The following is an 18147-nucleotide window of genomic DNA, read 5'->3' as shown; positions in this document are numbered from 1 at the left end:
GTTCGTTGTACGGTTCTGATGTCCCCGCCCGTTCGCGGCGGGGCCATCGATCCCGGACCGGCGGGTGAACCGGTTTCACATGTATGTGGGGACGCTGTCCTTCGACCTCCTCCTCGGCGACGTACATTCGCTGAAGGAGAAGCGCTCCGTCGTCCGTCCGATCGTCGCCGAACTCCAGCGGAAGTACGCGGTGAGCGCGGCGGAGGTGGAGCACATGAACCTCCACCGCCGGGCGGTCGTCGGCCTGGCCATGGTGTCCGGCGACGCGGGCCACCTCAGCGACGTACTCGACCGGTGCGAGCGGCTGGTGGCCGGCCGCCCCGAGGTGGAACTGCTGTCGGTGCGACGGCGCTTCCACGGCGACGACGACTGACCAGATCGGGCAGAGGACCGACCGGATCGGGCAAGAAGCCGGATCAGGCAAGAGAAGAAAGAACGGGAGACGGACCAGTGGCCGACAACGCGCGGGCGAAAAGGCTGGCGGACCTCATCCGAGAGGTGGTGGCCCAGAAGCTGCAGCGCGGGATCAAGGACCCGCGGCTCGGCTCGCACGTCACCATCACGGACACCCGGGTCACGGGTGACCTGCGGGAGGCGACCGTCTTCTACACGGTCTACGGGGACGACGAGGAGCGCAAGGCCGCCTCGGCGGGCCTGGAGAGCGCCAAGGGCATCCTGCGCTCCGAGGTCGGCAAGGCGGCGGGCGTGAAGTTCACGCCGACCCTGACCTTCGTCATGGACGCCCTGCCGGACACCGCCCGCAACATCGAGGACCTCCTCGACCGGGCGCGCCAGTCCGACGAGAAGGTGCGCGAGGCGTCCGCGGGCGCCGCGTACGCCGGTGACGCGGACCCGTACCGCAGGCCGGGCGAGGACGAGACCGACACCGAAGGCGCCGTCGAGGCCGACGAGACGGACGACACCGCTAAATGACCGACAAGCACACCACGCCCGACGGCCTTGTCATCGTCGACAAGCCGTCGGGCTTCACTTCGCACGACGTCGTCGCCAAGATGCGGGGCATCGCCCGCACCCGGCGCGTCGGGCACGCCGGCACGCTCGACCCGATGGCGACGGGCGTCCTGGTCCTCGGGGTGGAGCGGGCGACCAAGCTCCTCGGGCACCTCGCCCTCACCGAGAAGGAGTACCTGGGCGCCATCAGGCTCGGGCAGACGACGCTCACCGACGACGCCGAGGGCGAGATCACGGGGTCGCGGGACGCCTCGAAGGTCACCCGGGAGGCGATCGACGCCGGTGTCGCCAAACTGAGCGGCGACATCATGCAGGTGCCGTCCAAGGTCAGCGCCATCAAGATCAAGGGCGTGCGCTCCTACAAGCGGGCCCGTGAGGGCGAGGACTTCGAGATTCCCGCCCGTCCCGTCACCGTCTCCTCCTTCGCGGTGTACGACGTCCGGGACGCCGTCGCCGAGGACGGCACCCCGGTGCTCGACCTGGTGGTCTCGGTGACCTGCTCCTCCGGCACCTACATCCGGGCCCTCGCCCGCGACCTGGGCGCCGACCTCGGCGTCGGCGGGCACCTCACGGCGCTGCGCCGCACCCGCGTCGGGCCGTACAAGCTGGACAGCGCCCGGACGCTGGACCAGCTCCAGCAGGAGCTCAAGGTCATGCCCGTCGCGGACGCGGCCGGCGCCGCCTTCCCGCGCTGGGACGTGGACACCAAGCGGGCCCGGCTGCTCACCAACGGCGTACGCCTGGAGATGCCCGAGGAGTACGCGGGCGCCGGTGCCGTCGCCGTCTTCGATCCCGACGGGCGCCTCCTCGCGCTCGTGGAGGAGCAGAAGGGCAAGGCGAAGAGCCTGGCCGTCTTCGGCTGAGCCGGTACACCGCCGGGGCCGCCCGTGGAGCGGCGATCACGGGGACTACCACTGTCGCCGCTCCACGGTCCCCCCTCGGTTCCCCCACCCCCTAGGGTCTATCCAACCCACCCCTTGTGTTCACCCGTCCGGGCAGGCGCTCGGAGTGAACCGGGGGAGTGGAAGGGGGCGCGTTGGCCACGGCGTCTGTCCCGCTGATCATCACGCGCCTACCGTCGAACACACAGCACGGGTGTACGGCGGGGAGGTTCGACGATGGCGTCGCGGAACCGGTCCCGGGGGGCAGCGGGCGGCACGGCGGGGGAGCGGCCCGGGGACGGCTCCCGGGAAGCGCGGAGCGGGCTCCCGGCGGTCCGTGAGGCCGCGCCGGTGGAGTATCCGTCCGACCAGGCCGGGTGCGCGTCCGACGACGCCTCCCTGATCCGCTTCCACGACCTCGCCGGCCGCCCCCGCGGCACCGGGTTCGTCGCCGACCACCACGGCACGGTGCTCACCAGCCACGAAGCGGTCGACGGCCTGTCCCGGCTGGTCCTGAGCACCGCCGGTGACCGGCGTCGGGTCGTGGCCGCCGCCGATGTGACCCCGCTGCCCGCCCTCGGTCTGGCCCTCGTCCGCACCGGGGGCCTCGGCGTCGACCCGCTGCCCCTCACCACGCGGGACCGCGTCGAGCCCGGGACCTACGTCCGCATCGCCGCCGGCGGCTGGCGCGAGGCCCGCGTCCTGGGCGCCACCGACGTCACCTACGCCGCCACCGACCGCTTCCACCTCGTCGGCGACGCCCTGGAACTCGCCGTCGGCACGGCCGGGCGGGACGCCCTGCGACTGGGCGGCGGCGCGGCCGGCGGCCCCGTGCTCGACGCGGCGACCGGCGCCGTCCTCGGTGTCCTCGGCACCGCCCTCAGCTCCGGCCACAGCGACGTCGGCTTCGCCCTCCCCCTGCGCCGCGCGACCACGGGCCCGCTCGCCGGCCTCCTCGCCGAGAACGCGGCGACGGTCCCGGCGTACGGCGCCGACCTCAACCTGCCCGGTGTGCTCGCCCTGACGGCGACCTCGGTGCGGGAGGGCCGCCCCGCCGCCGGTCCCGGGACCCCGGAACCGGTCGAACGCGCGGGAACGGCCCGCGAGTTCGCCGCCTTCGCCGCGAGCCGCGCCCACGTCCTCGGCCTGGTCGGCGCGCCGGGCAGCGGCCGTACGACGGAGCTGGCGGCCCTCGCCGCCCGCCGTGCCGGGGGCCCGGAGCCGGCGCCCACGCTGTGGCTGCGCGGGGCGGACCTGCACGACGACGACATGTCGGTGGCGGACGCGGTCCGCCGGACGCTGGCCGGGGCGGCCCGCATCGTGGGCGCCTCGGACCCCTCCCGCCCGGCCCGCCTCGGCGACATCACCCCGGAACGCCTCGCCCACCTGGCCGGTGCCGCCGGCCGGCCCCTCCTGGTCCTCCTCGACGGTCCCGAGGAGATGCCGCCCGTCCTGGCCCACCGCCTCCCCGAGTGGACCGAGGGCACGGCCACCTGGCTGCGGGAGACGGGGGCACGGCTCGTGGTGGCCTGCCGCCCGGAGTACTGGGAGCACGCGGGGGCGGAGTTCCCGGGGGAGCTGCTGTACGGGGCGGTTTCGGGCACGCCGTCGTCGATCCCTCGGTCCACCGGTGGGCCGACGTCCGGTCCGGCGGCCGCGGCGGGGGCGTCCGGGTGGGTGGCGGAGCTCCCGTCGCCCCGGGGGGCCTCCGCAGGGGGGACGGGGGAGGCGGGTGCAGTGTCCCCGTCCGGAAGCGGCTTCCGGGGGCAGGCGCCGGGGGCGGACCCCGGCGCGGGGACGCGCGGGATGCTCGACGGAACCCGGTCGGCGGAGGCGGCGGCCGGTCATGTGCCGGTCGGTGGTGTGTCGCCCGGAGGCGTGACCTTTGGTCGTGTGCCGGTGTCCCGGGCGGGGGAGGGGGCGTCGGGCTGGGCGGAGAACGGGGTGCCCCGGTCCGGGACGGTCGGCGGAGCCGCCGCGCCCGGGGCGACCCGCGGAACACCGTGGCCGCGTCGCACCGGCGACGCGGGAGGACCTGAATCGCCGGCCGGAACGGCCGCCACAGCCACGCGAGGAGGGCCCGAAGCCACCGACCTGCGCCCGGTGTCCGCCGAGCCGGCGTGCTCCGGGCGGGTGTCAGCCGAGGCGACGCGCTCCGGGCCGGCCTCCGCTGAGGTGACGTGCTCCGGGCCGGCCTCGGCCGAGTCGGTGTGCCCCGGTTGGGTGTCCGTCGAGGCGACGTGCTCCGGGTCGGCTTCCGCCGAGCCGACATGCCTCGGGCTGGCCTCCGCCGAGTCGGTGTGCCCCGGTTGGGTGTCCGCCGAGGCGGCGCGCTCCGGGTCGGCTTCCGCCGAGCCGACGTGCTTCGGGCTGGCCTCCGCCGAGCCGACGTGCCCCGGTTGGGTGTCCGCCGAGGCGACGCGCTCCGCGCTGACCACGGCCGAGTCGGTGTGCCCCGGGCGGGTGTCCGTCGAGGCGACGAGCTTCGGGTCGGCCTCCGCCGAACCGGCGTACCCCACGCGGGCGTCCGCCGAGGCGGCGCGCTCCGGGTCGGCTTCCGCCGAACCGACGTACCCCAGGCGGGCGTCCGCCGAGGCGGCGCGCTCCGAGACGGTGTCCGCAGGCCCTCTGGGGCGCGGGCATGCCGGGCTTCCGCCCTGTGTCCGCCTGGGGGATCTGCGTGACGACGAGGCCCGCGAGGCGCGCGCACGCCACGGTGTGCCGGAAGGCGTCCTGGCGGAGGCGGACGCCGGGCACCCCCTCACCCTCCGTCTGCTCGCGGAGGTGCACGCCGCCCTCCCCGGCCCCCCGGCCCCGGTCCCCGTCACCCGGGACACCGTCTACGCGGCATACCTGGACCTGATGTGCCTGCGCATCGCCACTCGCCTGGCCGGGGAGAACGGCCTGCACGGCACCGCGGTGCGCCGGCTCGCGGCGAAGGTCTCCGGGCAGGTGCACGAGGCGGCCCGGCGCAGCCTCGGACCCGGGCAGGGCGGACTGGACCGGGAGACCTTCGGGGCGCTGTTCCCGTGGGGACCGGCCCCCGCCCGGCTGGGCGGCGGCACCGGCTGGGCCTCGGCCGTGCTCGCCGAAGGCCTCTTCGTCCCCGCGGGCAGCGGCTACCGCTTCGCGCACGAGGCGCTCGCCGACTGGATCCAGGGCACCCACCTCGACCTGGACGAGGCCCTGCGCGCCCTCGTCCACCGCCGTGACACCCCGCACGGCACGCACACCCTCCCCGTCCCGCACCACCGCATCGGCTCCGTCGTCGAGGCGGTCCTGCTCCTCGCCCGGCAGCACGGCGTCCCCCAACTCGCGCTGACGCTCGAGGAGCTGGTGCACGCCCTCGACCTCGACCCGCACTCCTGGTGGGCCGCCCGACTCCTCGCCGGGGTGCTCACCCGCGTACCCGACGCGACGCCGTACACGGAGGTCCTGCGACTGCTCGCCGACGGCATCGCGGAACGGGGAGCGGAGGGGCAGCCGACGCCACAGGTGTTCGGGCCCGGCTTCTGGACGGCCCTGCGCCTGCCCGAGTCCACCCGCCTGGACCTGCTGCGCCGCCTCGTCCTCGCCGACCGCCCTCCGCACGAGCCCGGCCCCCGCCACCTCGACACCGTGGCCGGGCTGCTCACCGCCGACCCCTCGGCCGTACAACCGCTCCTCGTCCGCTGGTTCGACGACGAGCGGCCGTTGCCCGCCACCCCGCACGCCACCGTCGCGACGGCCGCGCAGGCGCTGCTGCACACCCACCGCCACCGCGGTCTGGACGGCCTCACCGAGGTGCTCGTCGACAGCGCGCACCGGCGCGCCGACGAACTGCTCGCCGTCCTGGCCGAGGAAGAGCCGTCCGCGCTCTGCCGCGCCGTGGAGCGCTGGGCCCGCGACGAGCGCCCGGCGCGGCAGACCGCGGCCGTCACCCACGGACTGCGCACCGCCCCGCACGCCCGCACCGGCGCCGACCGCACCCTGCTCCGCCACGCCGCCCTGGTGCTGCTCGCCGGCCCCTCCCACAGCCCCCTGCGCGGTGGCGCGCTCGCGCTGCTGGTCCAGGACCCCGATTGCCGCGACCGCCACCTCCCCAGAGCCCTCGACCACTTCGCCGCCTGCGACCCGTACCTTCCGCCGAGCGCGGTGGCCACCGCCCTGCCGACGCACCCCGAGCCCGTCCTGGAGGCGTTCCGGGCCCGCCTGCTCGGCCCGGACGCCGGGGAGGCGCTGCGCAGGCTCGCCGACGCCACCACACCCGAGCTGACCCACCGGGTGGCCGCCCTCGTGGGGCGGGCCGTGGCGGAGCGCCCCGAGACCGCCGGGCACCTGGCCGCGTACGTCGACCGACGCCTGGACCGGGACCCGGCACCCCGCGCCGTACTCCTCCCGCTGGTCACCCGCCTCCTGGACGACGGTCCCGAGCCCGCGCGGGCCGCGCTCGCCACCGTCCTCGCCGCCGACGGGGCCACGGCGGGCGCCCCGCTGCGCCGCGCACTGCGGGAGCATCTGTTCGCCCACGAGCAGGACCCCGCCGTCCTGGACGCGCTGCTGCACGCGGCGGCCCGGTGCGACCGCGGGGAACTGCGCGCCCTCGTCCACCGCACCGGGCAGATCCTGGTACGCACCCCTGAGGGCGCCACCCGCTTCGACCGGGGCCTGGTCGACCTCGCCCGCCACGTCCCCGGGTTCGCCACCCGCCTGACCGGTTGGCTCACCGACGCACCCGGGGACTGGGCCGCGCTGGTGGGCCCCAGCACCCGCCGCACGATCGAGCAGCTGGCGGGCGCCCGAGTCCCCGCCTGACCCGGCCGCGACCGCCCACCGGGCCCGCACGGCGTGCACCCGGTCACAGCGCCGATGCCGATGCGGGCGGGAGCCGGACGGCATGGCACCCTTAGTCCTGCGCAAGGGTCACCACGGAAACCATGGAAACCACGGAAGCACCAAGGAGCGGACACAGTGCAGCGCTGGCGTGGCTTGGAGGACATCCCCGAGGACTGGGGACGCAGCGTCGTCACCATCGGCTCCTACGACGGCGTCCACCGCGGGCACCAGCTGATCATCAGGCACGCCGTGGACCGCGCCCGCGAGCTGGGCGTTCCGGCCGTCGTCGTCACCTTCGACCCGCACCCCAGCGAGGTCGTCCGCCCCGGCAGCCACCCGCCGCTGCTCGCCCCGCACCACCGCCGGGCCGAACTGATGGCGGACCTGGGCGTGGACGCGGTGCTGATCCTCCCCTTCACCAAGGAGTTCTCGAAGCTCTCCGCGGCCGACTTCGTGGTCAAGGTCCTGGTCGACCGGCTGCGCGCCAAGGCCGTCGTCGAGGGCCCCAACTTCCGCTTCGGCCACAAGGCCGCCGGGAACGTGGACTTCCTCGTCGAGCAGGGCAAGGTCTACGACTTCGAGGTCGAGGTCGTCGACCTGTACGTCACCGGCGAGGCGGGCGGCGGCGAGCCGTTCTCCTCCACGCTGACCCGGCGCCTGGTCGCCGAGGGAGACGTCGCGGGCGCCGCCGAGATCCTGGGCCGCCCGCACCGCGTGGAGGGCGTGGTGGTGCGCGGCGCCCAGCGGGGCCGTGAGATGGGCTTCCCCACGGCCAACGTCGAGACCCTCCCGCACACCGCGATCCCGGCCGATGGCGTCTACGCCGGCTGGCTGCACGCCCAGGGCGAGGCGATGCCGGCCGCGATCTCCGTCGGCACCAACCCGCAGTTCGAGGGCACCGAGCGCACGGTCGAGGCGTACGCCATCGACCGCGTGGGCCTGGAGCTGTACGGCCTGCACGTCGCCGTGGACTTCGTGGCCTTCGTACGCGGACAGGCGAAGTTCGAGACGCTGGACGCGCTGCTCGCGCAGATGGCCGAGGACGTCGACCGGTGCCGGGAGATCACCGCGGCGGACGCGCCCGGGCGCTGAGCCCCGGCGGTCTTCCCGCCGCCGGGCGCCGACGGCGGTCCTCGTCGTCACCGCCGGCTTTTCCGCCGTCCCCGTCGGCTTCCCCGCCCGGTCGACGCCCCGTCAGCCCGGCCGCCCGGCCGCGGACCGGTCCGCCCGGGCCCAGTGGCAGGCGACCTGCGACGCGTCGCCGCCGCGCAGGATCTCCAGCTCCGTGGTCCGGCACGCGTCCGCGACCCCGGCGCGTTCGGCCTCGCCGCCCGCCAGGACCGGGCAGCGTACGTGGAAGCGACAGCCGCCGGGGACGTACGACGGGTCCGGCGGCTCGCCGGTGAGCACCACCGGGGTGCCGGGCGCCTCCGGAAGCACGGACAGCAGGGCCCGGGTGTAGGGGTGCCGGGGCGCCGTCAGCACCTGCTCCACCGGCCCCGTCTCGACGATCCGGCCGAGGTACATCACGGCGACCCGGTCGGCGATGTTCCAGGCCAGCCCCAGGTCGTGGGTCACCACCAGCGCGGCCAGCCCCAGCTCGGTGCGCAGCCGCAGCAGCAGGGCCAGGATCTCGCCGCGCACCGACGCGTCGAGGGACGCCACCGGCTCGTCGGCGACGAGGAGTTCCGGCCGCAGCACCAGCGCACCCGCGATGACGACCCGCTGGCGCTGGCCGCCGGACAGCTCGTGCGGGTAGCGCAGGAAGAACCGCTCCGGTGGCCGCAGCCCGGCTCGCGCCAGCGCCTCGGCCACCGCCGTCCGCTCGTCCCCGGCGCGCCCGTGGATGCGCAGGCCCTCGGCGACGATGTCGTACACCGTGTGCCGCGGGTTCAGCGAGCCGCTCGGATCCTGCAGGACCAGCTGCGCCCGCCTGCGGTACGCCTTCAGCGCCCGGGCGGAGTACGCGAGGGACGCGCCGTCGAAGGCCACGCGCCCGCCGGTCGGCCTGACCAGGCCGAGCAGCGCACGGGCCAGGGTCGTCTTGCCGCAGCCCGACTCGCCGACCAGCGCGACGATCTCGCCCCGCCGGATGTCGAGGTCGACCCCGTCCACGGCCCGCGCGGCGGCCGCCCCGCGCCGCCCGGGAAAGGCGATGTGCAGACCCCGGACGCTCAACAGCGGGGCCTCGGTACCGGTTGTGCTGCTGCCCTCGCCGCCGCCCTCGCTGCCGCCCTTGCTGCCGCTCATGGGGCACTGCTCCTCACTCCGTCGTCCCGCACCGCCGCGTCCCCGCCGGCCCCACTCGCAGGGTCGTCCACGGCTCCGCGCCCGGCCCTTGTCCCGTTCCCGTCGGCGCCGCCGGCCCCCTCTGCGGCAGCACCGGCACCAGGTTCCGCGGCGACCTCGGCGCCCTCGCCGGGCGTCCCGCTGTCGATGGCGGCGCTGTTGCCCACGGGTCCCTCATCGTCGGCAGCGTCCCCGGCCGAGGTCTCGGCAGTGGGTCCGGTCCGGAGGGCGGGGTCGCCGGAGTTCACCGGCCGCCCGCCCGCCGTCTCGCCGGATGCCGCGGCCTCGGCGGCGGTCCGGCCGGGGGCGGTGGCTGGTCCGGCGGTGGGTGCGGGGCTGTTCCCGGTCGGTTCGGTGCTCTCGGTGGCCGCCCCGGTCGCGGGGCCGGCCTCGCTCTCCGCGTTCCCGCTGTCGGCGGAGCCTGTGCTCGTGCCGGATGCCCCGGCCTCGGCGGCGGTCCGGCCAGGGGCGGCGGTGCCGCTTCCCGAGGGCTTGCCGGGCTCGGCGGTCGGGCCGGCGACGGAAGCGGCGCCGTTCCCGGCCGGCTCGGCGCTCTCGGTGGCCGCCCCGGTCGCGGGGCCGGCTCCGCGCTCCGCGTCCCCATTGTCGGCAGCCTCCCCGCCCTCGTTGGGCACCCCGCCCCCGTCGGGCACTCCGGCTTCGGCGACCGCCCCGCCGTCGCCCGGCGTCCCCGTGCCGTCCGCCCCCACGTGCACGCACGCCGCACGGCGTCCCGGCCCCGCCGGCCGCAACGCCTGGTCCTCGGTGGCACAGAGGTCCAGCGCGACCGGGCAGCGCGGATGGAAGGCGCACCCCGACGGCACCGCCGCCGGGTCGGGAGGGTCGCCCGGCAGGCCGCGCGGCGCGAACCGCGAGGCCGGGTCCCCGATCCTGGGGAACGCCCCGGACAGGGCCCGGGCGTAGGGGTGCCGGGCGTCGGCGTACACCTGCCGGGCCGGGCCCTCCTCGACCACCCGGCCCGCGTACATCACCGCGAGCCGGTCGCAGGTGTCGGCCAGCACCGCGAGATCGTGGCTGATCATGACCAGGCCGACGTCCTGCGCGCCCACCAGGCCCTCGATCAGCCGCAGGATCTGCGCCTGGATCATCACGTCGAGCGCCGTGGTCGGCTCGTCGGCGACGATCAGCCGCGGGTCGCAGGCCAGCGCCATCGCGATCATCACCCGCTGCCGCTGACCACCGGACAGCTCGTGCGGGTAGGCACTCGCCCGCGCCGCCGGCAGACCCACCTGCTCCAGCAGCTCACCGGCCCTCCTGCGCGCACCGGCCGCGGTGGCCCTGCGGTGCAGCACGACCGGCTCGGCGATCTGGTCGCCGACACGGTGGACCGCGTTCAGCGAGTGCATCGCGCCCTGGAAGACGATCGACGCCCCCGCCCACCGCACCGCCCGCAGCCGGCCCCACTTCATCGTGAGCACGTCCTCGCCGTCCAGCAGGATCTCCCCGCCGCCCCGCGCACCCGGCGGCAGCAGCCGCAGCAACGCCAGTGCCAGCGTGGACTTGCCACAGCCGGACTCGCCCGCGATCCCGAGCTTCTCGCCCGCCCGCAGGGTGAGATCGACCCCGCGCACGGCGGCCGCACCCCCGGGATACGTCACCCTCAGGTCCCGGACCTCCAGCAGACTCAACGGGACACCCCCAGCCTGGGATTGAGAACGGCCTCCACCGCACGCCCGCACAACGTGAACGCCAGCGCCACCACCGCGATCCCGACGCCCGGCGGCACCAGGTACCACCAGTCGCCGGAACTCACCGAGCCCGCCTCCCGCGCGTCCTGCAGCAGCCCGCCCCAGGACACCACCATCGGATCCCCGAGCCCGAGGAAGGCCAGGGTCGCCTCGGCCAGGATGGCGGAGGAGATGATCAGGGTGGTCTGCGCGAGGATCAGCGGCATGACGTTGGGCAGCACGTGCCGCGACATGATGTGCCAGTGCCCGCCCCCGAGTGCCTTCGCCCGCTCGATGTACGGTCGCGACTCCACCGCCAGCGTCTGCGCCCGCACCAGGCGCGCCGTGGTGGGCCACGTCGTCACGCCGATCGCGAGCACGATCGTGCCGAGCGACCGGGACAGCACCGTCGCCAGCACGATCGCCAGCACCAGGGTCGGCATCACCAGGAACCAGTCCGTGATCCGCATCATCACCGTGGCGTACCAGCCGCGGAAGTGCCCGGCCGTGATGCCGATGAGCGCGCCGATCAGCACGGACAGCACCGCCGCGAGCAGCCCGACGAGCAGGGAGACCCGCGAGCCCCAGACCAGCAGACCCAGCAGGTCCCGCCCGAACTGGTCGGTGCCCAGCGGGAACCGGCCGCTCGGGCTCTGCAGCGGCTGCCCGGGCGCGTCGGTCACGCTGTCCACGTCCGACCCGACGGTCAGCGGCGCGGTCAGGGCCACGAGCACGAACAGCACCAGCGCGGCCAGCCCGAACACCCCCGCGCGGTGCTTGCGGTACTCCCTCCAGAAGCGTGCCGCGGAGGCACGGCGCCGCCGCCGGGCGAGGGCACGCGGCCCGGGCGTACCCGGCTTCACAGCAGGCTCGGTGGTTTCGGCGGTCATCGGCCCACCCTCGGATCGAGCATCGGATACAACAGGTCGGCCAGCGTGTTCATCAGGATCACCGCGGCGGCGAAGACGAAGAACAGCCCCTGCACCAGCGGCAGATCGGGCACGCTGAGCGCCTGGTAGAAAAGCCCGCCGAGACCCGGCCAGGAGAAGACCGTCTCGACGAGGATGACTCCCGCCACGGTCCGCCCGAGATTGACGAAGACCAGCGTCACCGTCGGCAGCAGCGCGTTGGGCACCGCGTGCCGGCGCCGTACCAGGTCGTCCCTGAGCCCCTTGGCCCGCGCGGTCGTCAGATAGTCGCTGCCCATCTCGTCCAGCAGCGCCGACCGGGTGACCAGCAGCGTCTGCCCGTACTCCACGGCGACCAGCGTCACCACCGGCAGGACGAGATGGTGCGCCACGTCCAGTACGTGGGCGAGCCCCTCCTCACGGCCCGACTCCATCCCGCCGGTCGGGAAGAGACCCGGAATCGGGTCCACGCCCACCGACAGCACGATGATGAGCAGCAGCCCCAGCCAGAAGGACGGGATGGAGTAGAGCGTCAGCGCCAGGCCGGTGTTGAGCCGGTCGCCGAGCCCGCCGTGCCGCCACGCCGAACGCGTGCCGAGGAAGGCACCCAGCGCCGTGTACAGCACGAAGGCCGTTCCGGTCAGCAGCAGCGTGTTCGGCAGCGCCTCGGTGATCTTGTCGACGACGGGCGAGTGGAACTGGTACGACGTGCCCAGGTCCCCGGTCAGCGCCTTGGCGCAGTAGTCCGTGAACTGCTGCCACATCGGCAGGTCGAGCCCGAACTCCTCCCGGTACACGGCGAGCTGCTCGGCCGAGACCGGACGGCCACCGGTCATGAACTTCACCGGGTCGCCGGGGATCAGCCGGAAGAGGAAGAAGCTCGTGACGAGGACGGCGAACAGGGAGACGACCGCGCCCGCCAACTTGCCCGCCACGTACCGCGGATACCCGCCGCGGGAGCGCCCCCGCGGTGCCGCGGACGCCCGCTTCCCGTCCTCCTCGCGCTTGTCGACGACCCGGCCGGTGACGCTACTCACGGTCGTCGGCCGACGCACGGCGGCGGACGGCGAAGAGCACGCCGAGGCCGACGAGGACGACGGCGCCGGCCGCGATCCCGATCACGGTCCCGGTCGACGACGAACTCCCGCCGGAGCCCCCGGAGTCCGCGGGCACCGCCGACCACCAGCTCCAGTAACCGTCCTGCCCGTAGATGTTGCCCGCGTCGGAGGGCATCGTCGTGATCGACTTGATCTGGTCGGTGCGGTAGGCCTCGACGGCGTTCGGGTACGCCATGACGTTCATGTACCCGGTGTCGTACAGCCGGGACTGCATCCTCTTGACGATCTCCGCGCGCTTGCCGGCGTCGTACTCGGCCAACTGCTTCGCGTACAGCTCGTCGTAGGTCTTGTCGCAGATGAAGTTGTCCGTGGCCCCGGTGTCCTTCGGCGTCGCCGGGAGCGCGTCGCAGGTGTGGATGGAGAGCACGAAGTCCGGGTCCGGGTTCACGGACCAGCCGTCGAAGGCGAGGTCGTACTCGCCGGCCAGCCACGGGTCGGTCACGTTGTCCAGGCAGTCGAGGGTGAGGGAGATGCCCAGCTCGCCCCACCACTCCTGGAGGTACTTGCCGACCGCCTTGTCGTTCGGGTCGGTGGCGTGGCACAGGACGCGGTAGTTCAGCGGCTTGCCGTCCTTGCCGAGGCGCTTGCCGTCGGCGTTCGTCCGGTAGCCCGCCTCGTCGAGCAGCCTGGCGGCCGCCTCCGGGTCGTAGGCGAGCTTCTGGTCCGCCGACGGCTCGAAGAAGTACGAGGAGAAGCGCGGCGGAATGTAACCCGCCCCCTCGACCGCGTGCCCCTGGAAGACCTTGTCGACGATCGCCTTGCGGTCCACCGCCATGAACAGCGCGTTGCGCACCCGCTGGTCCAGCAGCGACGGATCGCCGTCACCGAACTTGGTCCCGTCCTTCGCCCGCGCGCCCGGGTTGGTGGCGAGGGCGTAGAAGCGGCGGCCGGGGGCGTCGTTGACGTGGATGTTCTCCTCGTCCTTGAGCGAGTCGGCCTGGGCCGGGGTCAGCGACGGCGACCCGGCGACGAACGACACCTCGCCCTTGCGCAGCGCGGCGACGGCGGCGTCCTGGTCCTTGTAGTAGCGGAAGACCAGCTCGTCGAACTTCGGGGCGCCGCGCCAGAAGTCCTTGTTGGCCTTCAGCCGCACATAGCTGTCCGGCTTGTAGTCGGTGAGCACGAACGGCCCGTTGCCGACGATCGGGAACCGCTTGTCGTTGTTGAACTTCGAGAAGTCGTCGACCTTCTCCCACACGTGCTTGGGCACGATCGGCACGTCCAGCGCCGTCATCGTGGCCTGCGGCTTCTTCAGCCGGATCACCAGCCGGGTCGGGCTGGGCGCGGTGACCTTCGCGAAGTTGCCGACGAAGCTGCCGTTGGCGGTGGCGGCACCCGGGTCGGTCATCATCTTGTTGAACGTCCACGCCGCGTCCTCGGCGGTGGCCTGCTGCCCGTCCGACCACTTGGAGTCGGAGCGGATCGTGTACGTCCAGGTCAGCTTGTCCGGCGAGGACTTCCACTCGGTGGCGAGCCCCGGTATGACGTGATTGTCCTTGGGGTCGTAGTTGGTCAGGTACTCGTACGTCAGCCGGTGAATGCTCGTGCTGAGCAGCCGCACCGCCAGGAAGGGGCTGAGCGAGTCCACGCTCTGCGCCACGGCGACGGTGAGCACCTTGTCGCCTCCGTCACCCCCGTCGTCCTTCGCCGCGGCCGAGGGGGCGAGCGTCCCCGACGCGAGAAGCAGCGCGCCGGCGCCCGCTGCCGCGAGGAGGCGGGTTCTCCACGACCGGTGGCCGGTCCGTCGGCTGCCGTGCTGATCCTGTCTGTTCATGGCTACCTGACCTCGCGTCATCGCACGCGCAGACGCCGGGCGTCCTCGCGTGGGGCGGGCTTGAACGGTGGTGAACGCCGAATGAAGTGTGTGTCTACCAGCGGCAGTCTGCGCGCGTCAACGGTGTGTCAAACCCCATGTGGCCTGCGGAAACGGCTACTTGACCAACGTGTGACCCTCATTGGCGCAGACCACTGGCGCCTTCCTGGTGAGAGCGTGGCGGCTGGGGCGGACGTTGCCGTTCGCAACGCTCGAAGGCCCGCGCCGTCGGGGACGGCGCGGGCCTTCGGAGGTGGTGTGGAGCTACTGCTGGGGCGGGGGAGGGGGCGTCTGCCCGGGCTGCCCCGGGTGACCCGGCTGTGCCTGCTGCCCCGGCAGTCCTTGCTGCGGGTATCCGTAGCCGGGCTGGGCGTAGGGCTGCTGCCCGTAACCGGGCTGGGGGTACGGCTGCTGCCCGGCTCCGGGCTGCGGCGGGTAGGGCTGACCCGGCTGCGGCTGCCCCGGCTGCTGCGGCTGGGGCGGGTAGGGCTGCCCCGGCACCGGCTGGCCGGGCACGGGCTGGCCGGGTGCCGCCTGGCCCGGCATGGGCGGGGCGGCGACCGGCGGCGGGTTGCCGTCGGAGGTCCACAGACCGTGCGACTGCTGGTGGCGGACGAAGTCCTCGGCCACCATCGCCGCGAGGTTGAAGTACGCCTCCCGCACCTTCGGCCGCATCATGTCGAGGTCGACCTCGGCACCGGCGGCGAGGTGCTCGTCGAACGGCACCACGACGACACCGCGGCACCGGGTCTGGAAGTGCCCGACGATGTCGTCCACCTTGATCATCTTGCCGGTCTCGCGGACCCCGGAGATGACCGTGATCGACCGCGAGACGAGGTCGGCGTATCCGTGCGCGGAGAGCCAGTCCAGCGTCGTACTGGCGCTGCTCGCACCGTCCACGGACGGCGTCGAGATGATGATGAGCTGGTCGGCGAGGTCGAGCACGCCGCGCATGGCGCTGTAGAGCAGACCGGTGCCCGAGTCGGTGAGGATGATCGGGTACTGCTGTCCGAGCACGTCGATCGCGCGCCGGTAGTCCTCGTCGTTGAACGTCGTGGACACGGCCGGGTCCACGTCGTTGGCGATGATCTCCAGACCGGACGAGGCCTGCGAGGTGAACCGCCTGATGTCCATGTACGAGTTGAGGTACGGGATCGCCTGGACGAGGTCACGGATGGTGGCCCCGGTCTCCCGGCGCACCCGGCGGCCGAGCGTACCGGCGTCCGGGTTGGCGTCGATCGCGAGGATCTTGTCCTGCCGCTCGGTGGCGAGCGTGGAGCCGAGCGCGGTGGTGGTGGTCGTCTTGCCGACACCGCCCTTGAGGCTGATCACGGCGATGCGGTAGCAGGACAGCACCGGGGTGCGGATCAGGTCCAGCTTCCGCTGCCGTTCCGCCTCCTCCTTCTTCCCGCCCAGCTTGAACCGCGACCCGGCGGCCGCCGGACGGCTGCTCTTCGCCTTCTGCCGCTTGTTGTTGAGCAGCCGGTCGGACGACAGCTCCACGGCCGCCGTGTAACCGAGCGGCGCGGCCCCCGGGTTGGTGGGCTGTCGCTGGTCGTGCTGCATGGGCTGCGGCCAGGCGGCACCGAGCCGGGGATCGGCGGGCGGCTGGGCCTGGGGCTGCGGCTGAGGCTGCGGTGCCTGCTGCTGCGGCTGGGGTTGGTACTCCGGCTGCGGCGCCGGGGGTGCGGGGTGCTGCCCGGGCTGCTGCATCGGCTGGGGAGCCTGCGGGGCCTGGGGGGCCTGGGGAGCGGCCGGCTGGGCCGCGTGGGGAGCCTGGCCCGGCTGGAGCGGCGGTACTTGTTGCGGCTGCTGCTGCGGCTGCTGCGGAACGCCGGGGTACGGCTGCTGCGGCGCCTGCCCGTGCGGTGGCTGCGGGAAGCCGTACCCGCCGGCCTGGGCGGGGGAGTGCGGCTGAACCGGCGGCTGCGGCTGGGGAGCCTGCGCACCGGGCTGCGGGAAGCCGTACCCGGTCTGCGGGGCCGGCGGAGCGGGCGGTGCGGCCGACTGGTCCGGCGCGGCGGCCGGCTGGTGCCATGCGGCGGGCGCCGGCTGCGGAGCCTGCGGCTGGAAGGGAGGCTGCTGGGCCGGAACCGCCGGCTGCTCGGGAGCGGCGGGGGCGGGCTGCGGCTGTGCGGGCCACTGCTGGGCCGGCGCGGGCGCGGCCGGCGGGTACGACGGAGGCAGCGGCGGCATTCCGCCGGGCGCCTGCGACGGTGCGTCCTGCGGAACGGAGTCCTGCGGAACGGCGTCCTGCGGAACGGCGTCGGCCGACGGCGCGGCGTCGGAAGGCACCGCGTCCTCGGGCTCGTCCACCGACGGAAGGCTGTCCTCGGGCTCCTCCCCGGGCGCGTCATCGGCCACGGGATCGGGGTCGGGTACGGCGGTCAGGGCGACCGGCTCCGGTTCGGCGTCCCGGGCCGGCCCGTCGATGCGCGGGTCGCTCACGTCGCCGTCCTCGGCACCGGTGACCTCGTCGGAGGCCTTCCCGGGAACGCCGTCGGTGTCCGTGTCGTCCAGTGCGGGGGACTCGACAACATCGGCGTCATCGGACCGAGAGGCGTCCTCGGCAAGCACGGACACCTGGTCCGGGGCGTCGTCGACCGCGTCGGAACCGTCGGCCGGCTCCCCCTCGGTGCCGTCCTCGATGCCGTCCTCGGCGGCGGCCCGTTCGGCGATCTCACGCTTGAGCGCGGCCGAGGAGAAGCGCATGGTGGCACCGCTCTCGAGGTCGCCGTTGCCGAGACCACCGGTGTCGGGCTCCAACTCGGCGACCGCCTCGGGCTCCTCGGCCGACGGCGGGGGCGGAGCGGGAGCCTGGAGCTGGAACCCGCCGGCCGGAAACGCCGGCGGCTCGGTGGGGAACGCGGGATCCGCGGCAGGCGCCGGGGCGGCCTCCGGCTCGGGCTCGGGCGTCCGAGCCTGCGGCTCCGGCTCGGCCTCGGGCTCCGTCGGCGCCGGTGACTGCGGAGCCGACAGCTCAGGCTGCGGCTCGAATCCGCTCCCCACCGGCAGCCTGGGCACCCCGGCCGTCGGCGCGGGCGGCGTGAACGGCGCACCAGGCCCCGTCGGCGGCGGTGGCGGCGTGAACGAGGCCTCCGGCGCGGGCGCCGGGGGCGGGGGCGTGAAGGGGACACCCGGAGCAGGAGCCGGCGGTGGCGACGTGAACGGCGCCCCCGGAGCGGAAGCCGGAGCGGCGGAAGCCCCGTTGGGCGTCGCGTGCGGCGGCGGAGTCAACCCCGGCAGCGGCGGAACGGGCCCACGAGGAGCAGGCGGAACGGCCGGACCGGAAGGGGAGGAAGGAGCGGCCGAACCGGAGGCGGCAGCGGACGCGGCGGACGAACCGGAACCGGACCCGGAAGACGACCCGGACCCCTCACCCTCACTCTCCCCCTGCCCGCCGTCGCCGGACGCGTTCTGCGTGTACCAGGCGGGCGGCGCGTAGTCGATGGTGAACTCGCCGGTCGTCTCGACGGAGGACTCCGCGTCGGGTTGGTCATCGCCGGGTGTAGCCCAGCCCCCGCGGATCCCGTCCCGATCGCTGCTCACAGTTCCTCCTGGTGTGGTCGAGCACCCTCAAGCCGTGCTGGGGCGACCCTTGCTAGTCATCCGAAGTTGTCCGAGGTCGTCCGATCCACCGGTTCTCCCCCTGAGACGCCGACG

Annotated in this window: 10 protein-coding genes and 1 pseudogene; 5 read left to right on the top strand and 6 right to left on the bottom strand. The window is 74.3% G+C overall.

The genetic code is table 11. The features are described 5' to 3' along the window. Window positions 1-79 precede the first annotated feature (79 nt). From D1J63_RS09650 to D1J63_RS09625, 5 genes are all read left to right on the top strand, one after another. Window positions 80-373, top strand: a complete 294-nt coding sequence (locus D1J63_RS09650; protein ID WP_061442259.1) for a DUF503 domain-containing protein — start codon at window positions 80-82, stop codon at window positions 371-373. 77 nt (window positions 374-450) lie between these two features. Then, window positions 451-933, top strand: a complete 483-nt coding sequence (gene rbfA / locus D1J63_RS09645; protein WP_102928669.1) for a 30S ribosome-binding factor RbfA — start codon at window positions 451-453, stop codon at window positions 931-933. Further along, entirely contained in the window at window positions 930-1835 is a 906-nt protein-coding gene (truB, locus tag D1J63_RS09640) for a tRNA pseudouridine(55) synthase TruB (protein ID WP_125628580.1), read from the top strand. The genes rbfA and truB overlap by 4 nt, the downstream gene beginning before the upstream one ends. Before the next feature lie 255 nt (window positions 1836-2090). Further along, window positions 2091-6647: a trypsin-like peptidase domain-containing protein gene (locus D1J63_RS37105; protein WP_241235540.1), complete on the top strand. Its 4557-nt coding sequence runs from the start codon at window positions 2091-2093 to the stop codon at window positions 6645-6647. Window positions 6648-6803: 156 nt separating this feature from the next. Continuing rightward, window positions 6804-7760 carry a bifunctional riboflavin kinase/FAD synthetase gene (locus D1J63_RS09625; protein WP_102928919.1) on the top strand — a complete coding sequence of 319 codons (957 nt, stop codon included), beginning with the start codon at window positions 6804-6806 and terminating at the stop codon, window positions 7758-7760. Window positions 7761-7862: 102 nt separating this feature from the next. Here the strand turns inward: D1J63_RS09625 and D1J63_RS09620 are convergent, their stop codons facing one another. From D1J63_RS09620 to D1J63_RS09595, 6 genes and pseudogenes are all read right to left on the bottom strand, one after another. Further along, a complete protein-coding gene (locus D1J63_RS09620; protein ID WP_164712773.1) occupies window positions 7863-8918 on the bottom strand; it encodes an ABC transporter ATP-binding protein in 1056 nt (351 codons plus the stop codon). A gap of 737 nt (window positions 8919-9655) precedes the next feature. After that, window positions 9656-10606: pseudogene (locus tag D1J63_RS09615) on the bottom strand (ABC transporter ATP-binding protein); the annotation flags it as partial. After that, a complete protein-coding gene (locus D1J63_RS09610; RefSeq protein ID WP_125628579.1) occupies window positions 10603-11535 on the bottom strand; it encodes an ABC transporter permease in 933 nt (310 codons plus the stop codon). The gene D1J63_RS09610 and the pseudogene D1J63_RS09615, both read right to left, overlap by 4 nt. Then, window positions 11532-12488: an ABC transporter permease gene (locus D1J63_RS09605; protein WP_241235691.1), complete on the bottom strand. Its 957-nt coding sequence runs from the start codon at window positions 12486-12488 to the stop codon at window positions 11532-11534. Before D1J63_RS09605 ends, D1J63_RS09610 begins: the two co-directional genes overlap by 4 nt. A gap of 94 nt (window positions 12489-12582) precedes the next feature. Then, window positions 12583-14445 carry an ABC transporter substrate-binding protein gene (locus D1J63_RS09600; protein WP_125628577.1) on the bottom strand — a complete coding sequence of 621 codons (1863 nt, stop codon included), beginning with the start codon at window positions 14443-14445 and terminating at the stop codon, window positions 12583-12585. A 303-nt stretch (window positions 14446-14748) separates the two neighbouring features. Next, a complete protein-coding gene (locus D1J63_RS09595) occupies window positions 14749-18033 on the bottom strand; it encodes an SCO5717 family growth-regulating ATPase (RefSeq protein WP_125628576.1) in 3285 nt (1094 codons plus the stop codon). Window positions 18034-18147 lie beyond the last annotated feature (114 nt).

Origin of the sequence: Streptomyces sp. KPB2 (assembly GCF_003950055.1) — a bacterium.
GTDB lineage: Bacteria > Actinomycetota > Actinomycetes > Streptomycetales > Streptomycetaceae > Streptomyces > Streptomyces salinarius.
Note: the sequence above shows the minus strand (reverse complement) of the source record. Positions and strands in the feature narration are given on the sequence as shown.